Genomic DNA, 4,040 nt, shown 5'->3' on the forward strand with positions numbered 1-4,040 from the left:
GGCGCGGATCAGCGCGCAGGATGCGCCGACACTGGCAGCGCTGTGGCGCTCGCTCGCCGAAACCGACGCGCGCGCGGCCTTGCGCAACTGCGGCCTGCCGCTGCGGGTGCTGCTGGGGGCACAGAGCCGCATCTACGGCTCAAAACTCGCCGATTTTTACCGGGAAACCTATCCCGACGCGCGCCTCACGCTGCTCGACGGGGCAGGCCACGCGCCGCAGATCGAACAGCCGGACGCCGTGAATGCCGCCCTTGCTGAGTTCGTCGCCGAAGTGAGGGGTTAAAGCGGCAGGCGGATCGTTACGACCAGCCCCTGCGGCGCATTATCGGACAGGCTAATGTCGCCGCCATGCCCCCGCACGATATCGCGGGCGATGGTGAGGCCGAGGCCGACGCCGCCCTCATCGCCTACCAAGGTGCGCGGCGTGCGCGCCGCTTCGACCCGAAAGAAGGGCCGGAAGACGGTTTCGCGCAGTTTAGCCGGAATACCCGGCCCATTATCGCGAATCTCGATGGTCTGGAACCCGCCGTGGCGGCTTAAGCTTACCTCGATCCGGGTTGCGTGCCGGGCGGCGTTTTGCAGGATATTATTGAGGCAACGGCGCATCGCCTCGGGCTTCACCAGCAGCGGGCCAACATCGGCATCGACGTGTAACAAGAGCTGCCGATCCTGGTAGGGGCCGCGCCGCAGGGTGCTGAAAATCCCGTCGATCATCGGCAGCAGATCGGTTTCGGTCGAAAGCTCCCGCCCTTCGCCCTTGACGAAGGCGAGGTAGGCGTTCAGCATTTTCTCCATTTCCAGAATATCTTGCCGCATCGGCTCCTGATCCGGATGCGCGCCCAGGAGTTCGACTGAAAGTTTCAGCCGAGTCAGGGGGGTGCGCAGATCGTGGCTAACGCCCGCCAACATTTCCGTGCGCTGTTGCAACTGCCGGGTAATGCGTTCGCGCATGTGGGAAAATTCCAGCGCAGCGCGGCGCACTTCGGTGGCCCCCTCCAGCTTCACCTCGCCGACGGGCTGGCCCTTGCCGAAGCGTTCCGCTGCTTCCGCCAGCCGCCGGATCGGGCGGACCTGATTGCGCATGAACACGCTGGCGATGCCGAACAGCAGCAGCGACGTTCCGACCATCCACAAGACGAACACATAGGTAGTGGAGGTGAAGATGCGCTTGCGGTTCACCCAGGCGCGCAACACCCCATCCGACGTTTGCGCTTCGATGACGATCATCCGATCATCCTCGGCGTCGCGCAGGCGGAAGGGGCGGCGCAACCTTTCGGCGAGGGCGGAGACCAGCGTATCACCATAGGCTTCCATCACGATGCCTGGTTCGACGTTCGGCAAAATCTCATGGGCGGTAAAAGCGAAAGTAACGCCGGTGGCGCTTTCGGCATCGGTCAGCATCGGCGCGATGGCCGCCGGGTCGCGTGGGTAGGTTTGTTCGATCTGGCTGAGCACGAAGGCAATTTCGCCCGCGACCGAGCCCGACAGCCGCCGCGAGAGAATATTCCAATGCTGCTCGAAGAAGATATACGTCGTGACGATTTGCAAGATAATCATCGGCGTGACGATAATCATCAGCGAGCGCGCATAGAGGTTCTTCGGAAGATAATTTTTGATTCGAAACAGATCGAGCCACGGCACGAGGTTCGGCCAGCGCTGGCGCAGCCGCTTAGTCGAGATGGAGAACATAGCCCTTGCCCCGGATCGTTTGCAGATAGCGCGGGAACTTGGGATCGGTTTCTATTTTCTTACGCAGCCGCGTGATCGCTACGTCAATCGCCCGGTCGGTGATCGTCGCGCGGTCGTCGGGGGCGAGGTCCTCACGGGCGAGCGGCTGACCTGCGTTGGCGACCAGGGCGACTAGCAGATCGGCTTCCCCGGAGGTCAGGTAAATCGCGTCGCCATTGCGGGTGAGCAAGCGGCGTTTCGAGTCGAACCGAAAGGGGCCGAATTGGGCGGCGTCCGACTCCAGCGCGTCGCTGTCGGAGAGGGGCGTCGGCGGCACGGCGGCGGTTCGGCGCAGGATCGTACGCAGCCGCAAGACCAATTCGCGCGGATCGAAGGGTTTGACCAGATAATCATCGGCCCCAACCTCAAGCCCGGCGATGCGGTCGTCAGTTTCGCCGAGGGCGGTGAGAAACAGGATGGGCACATCCTGTTCGTTGCGCAGGGAGCGCACGAGATCGATCCCGCTTTCGCCCGGCATCATCACATCGACGATGAGAATATCGAAGGCCAGTTGCTCCAACTTCTCCCGTGCCGCATCGGCGCTTTGAACGGCAACGGTCTGAAAGCCGTTTTCGCCCAAAAACCGTTGCAGCAGATCGCTGAGGCGCGTGTCGTCATCGACGATCAGCACCAACGCGGAAGGCGGAGCAGGGTCGGTTGCGGGCAGCACCATGCTAGGTACCTTACGAGAGTCGCTTAACGCTGCGGGCTCGGCAGCGGAATCCCGAGTTTATCCAGCCGCTCTTTCAAGGAAGACAGCATTTCGCGCTTCCCTTCCTGCGACGGAATATGCCCGACATAAGTATCCATAAAGTCCGGGCGGCTCAGATAATGGCGTGCCAGGGCTTTGGCTTTTTCCAGATTCTCGCCCGGAATAAAGCAGCCTTCCTGGCAATAATCGATCACCTGAAACGCTTTTTTCGCCGTCGACATCGTCTGTTTTTCGATACTGGCGAAGAAGCGCGTCGATGAAATGAAGGCGCTTTGCATTCCGGCGATTTTCTGACCAAAAGCCGCCTTCTCGCCACTGCCTAAGGGGGCGGCAATAATCGCCCGATAAAGATTGGCCAGAATGCGCAGTTTATGCGCGCCCGAGCCCTCGCCCGTCAGCAAGCGGCGGTCGAAGTCTTCATCGGCAAAATAACGCTGCAAGAAGCCTTCAAGGATCTTCTTATTATTCGGGCCGAAGGTAACGGCATAGATTTCCAGTAGGCGCGTGACCTTTTCGCCCATGCTGCCCTGATTGCGAATATAATCCGCAATCGTTTCTTCGGTTAGCAGGCGGCCCATGCGTTTGTCGATAAACTCCAGCGCGCGCCGCCCGCCCAAAATCCGGTCGTTGTGGCGCAAGCGCCCCAGAACGGAATGGGTGGCGCGCAACTCCGTCATCAACTCCGACGAGGCGATGGGATTGCGCGAGGCCAACTGCTGAATAATGCTGGTCTCAATCGCGGTCATGGTTTCCGGCAGGTCGAGATCTTTTAGCAGTTGCTGAAGCTTTTTGGCGGTGGCGTGGGGCTCGCCCATCCGCCGCGTTGGGTAGGTGCCTTTATAGATGTCGATCAGATCGTCGATCTTATCTTCCAACACCATTCGGCGGCCAAAGAAGGATTCTTGCGCTAGATCGCTGATAACGCTCTCGGCCAGCAACCCATCCATGATCGGCAAATAGGGCGAATTGGCGGCTTCCAGCGCCAGAGCATACATGCGCTCGATCTTCTCAAGCCAGTTTTTGCACCCGGCGAGCGTATCGATCAGCATGCGTTGCAGGCGTAAATTGGCGATATCGGGCGGCCCAGACCGCATAATCTGGCTTACTTGCGCAACAAACTCGCCGGGCTTTAAAACAATCGCCGGCTCCGCAGCTTCGAAAGCGCGAATTTTGATGGAGAGTTGCTCCAGCAGCGCTTGAATCTCGCGGACGCGGTCGAAAGTTTTCTGCCCGATAGCTTTGGCCTGAAGCGCCGATGCCCGCTCGGTGATATCCCGCAGCAAAGTTCCCGCGCCATCGATGCGGGAATGATTGCGCGCCGAATAAATCAGTTCGGTCGGCGTAATCGCCATCTGATCCAGGAACGGCCGCGCAAGCGTACCGATTAGGCTGCGCGCAGCCGGTAAAAACAAATCTTCTACCGTGGTGCAATGCACCATACGGTTGCCCGATTCATCACTTTTGATTTTTTGCTGCACACTTGTCATAGCAGAAATAATAACAATCTCTATTGCTCAATGACACTGAGGCGGAGTGGGGCAATAGACAAGTAGCGGAAATCGTTCAAACCCAAGGATTTCATTGCTTTGCCCCCTTCTGC

At 59.5% G+C, this 4,040-nt stretch carries 4 protein-coding genes; 1 reads left to right on the forward strand and 3 read right to left on the reverse strand.

Annotation, left to right across the window (positions count from 1 at the left end):
• On the forward strand, positions 1-283 hold a 283-nt coding region (locus VZ95_RS25630; protein ID WP_045776208.1), incomplete at its 5' end, for an alpha/beta fold hydrolase.
• On the opposite strand, the gene VZ95_RS12925 is transcribed toward VZ95_RS25630, so the two are convergent.
• The 3 genes from VZ95_RS12925 to VZ95_RS12935 are packed head-to-tail and all read right to left on the reverse strand — an operon-like array spanning position 280 to position 3,879.
• Positions 280-1,689, reverse strand: a complete 1,410-nt coding sequence (locus tag VZ95_RS12925) for a sensor histidine kinase (RefSeq protein WP_052711747.1) — start codon at positions 1,687-1,689, stop codon at positions 280-282. The genes VZ95_RS25630 and VZ95_RS12925 overlap by 4 nt on opposite strands.
• The gene (locus tag VZ95_RS12930; protein WP_045776209.1) at positions 1,670-2,401 is read right to left on the reverse strand and encodes a response regulator; all 732 of its coding nucleotides are present in this window, start codon (positions 2,399-2,401) and stop codon (positions 1,670-1,672) included. The genes VZ95_RS12925 and VZ95_RS12930 overlap by 20 nt, the downstream gene beginning before the upstream one ends.
• A gap of 23 nt (positions 2,402-2,424) precedes the next feature.
• Positions 2,425-3,879 (reverse strand): hypothetical protein, encoded by a 1,455-nt coding sequence (locus tag VZ95_RS12935; protein ID WP_156995283.1) that lies wholly within the window; start codon positions 3,877-3,879, stop codon positions 2,425-2,427.
• Positions 3,880-4,040: the final 161 nt, after the last annotated feature.

Source organism: Elstera litoralis, assembly GCF_000963705.1.
Lineage (GTDB): Bacteria > Pseudomonadota > Alphaproteobacteria > Elsterales > Elsteraceae > Elstera > Elstera litoralis.

Bases quoted from the DNA above. Each gene is read 5' to 3' on its own strand.
- VZ95_RS12925 (WP_052711747.1), bottom strand. From the start codon at position 1,689: ATGTTCTCCATCTCGACTAAGCGGCTGCGCCAGCGCTGGCCGAACCTC.
- VZ95_RS12930 (WP_045776209.1), bottom strand. From the start codon at position 2,401: ATGGTGCTGCCCGCAACCGACCCTGCTCCGCCTTCCGCGTTGGTGCTG.
- VZ95_RS12935 (WP_156995283.1), bottom strand. From the start codon at position 3,879: ATGGTGCATTGCACCACGGTAGAAGATTTGTTTTTACCGGCTGCGCGC.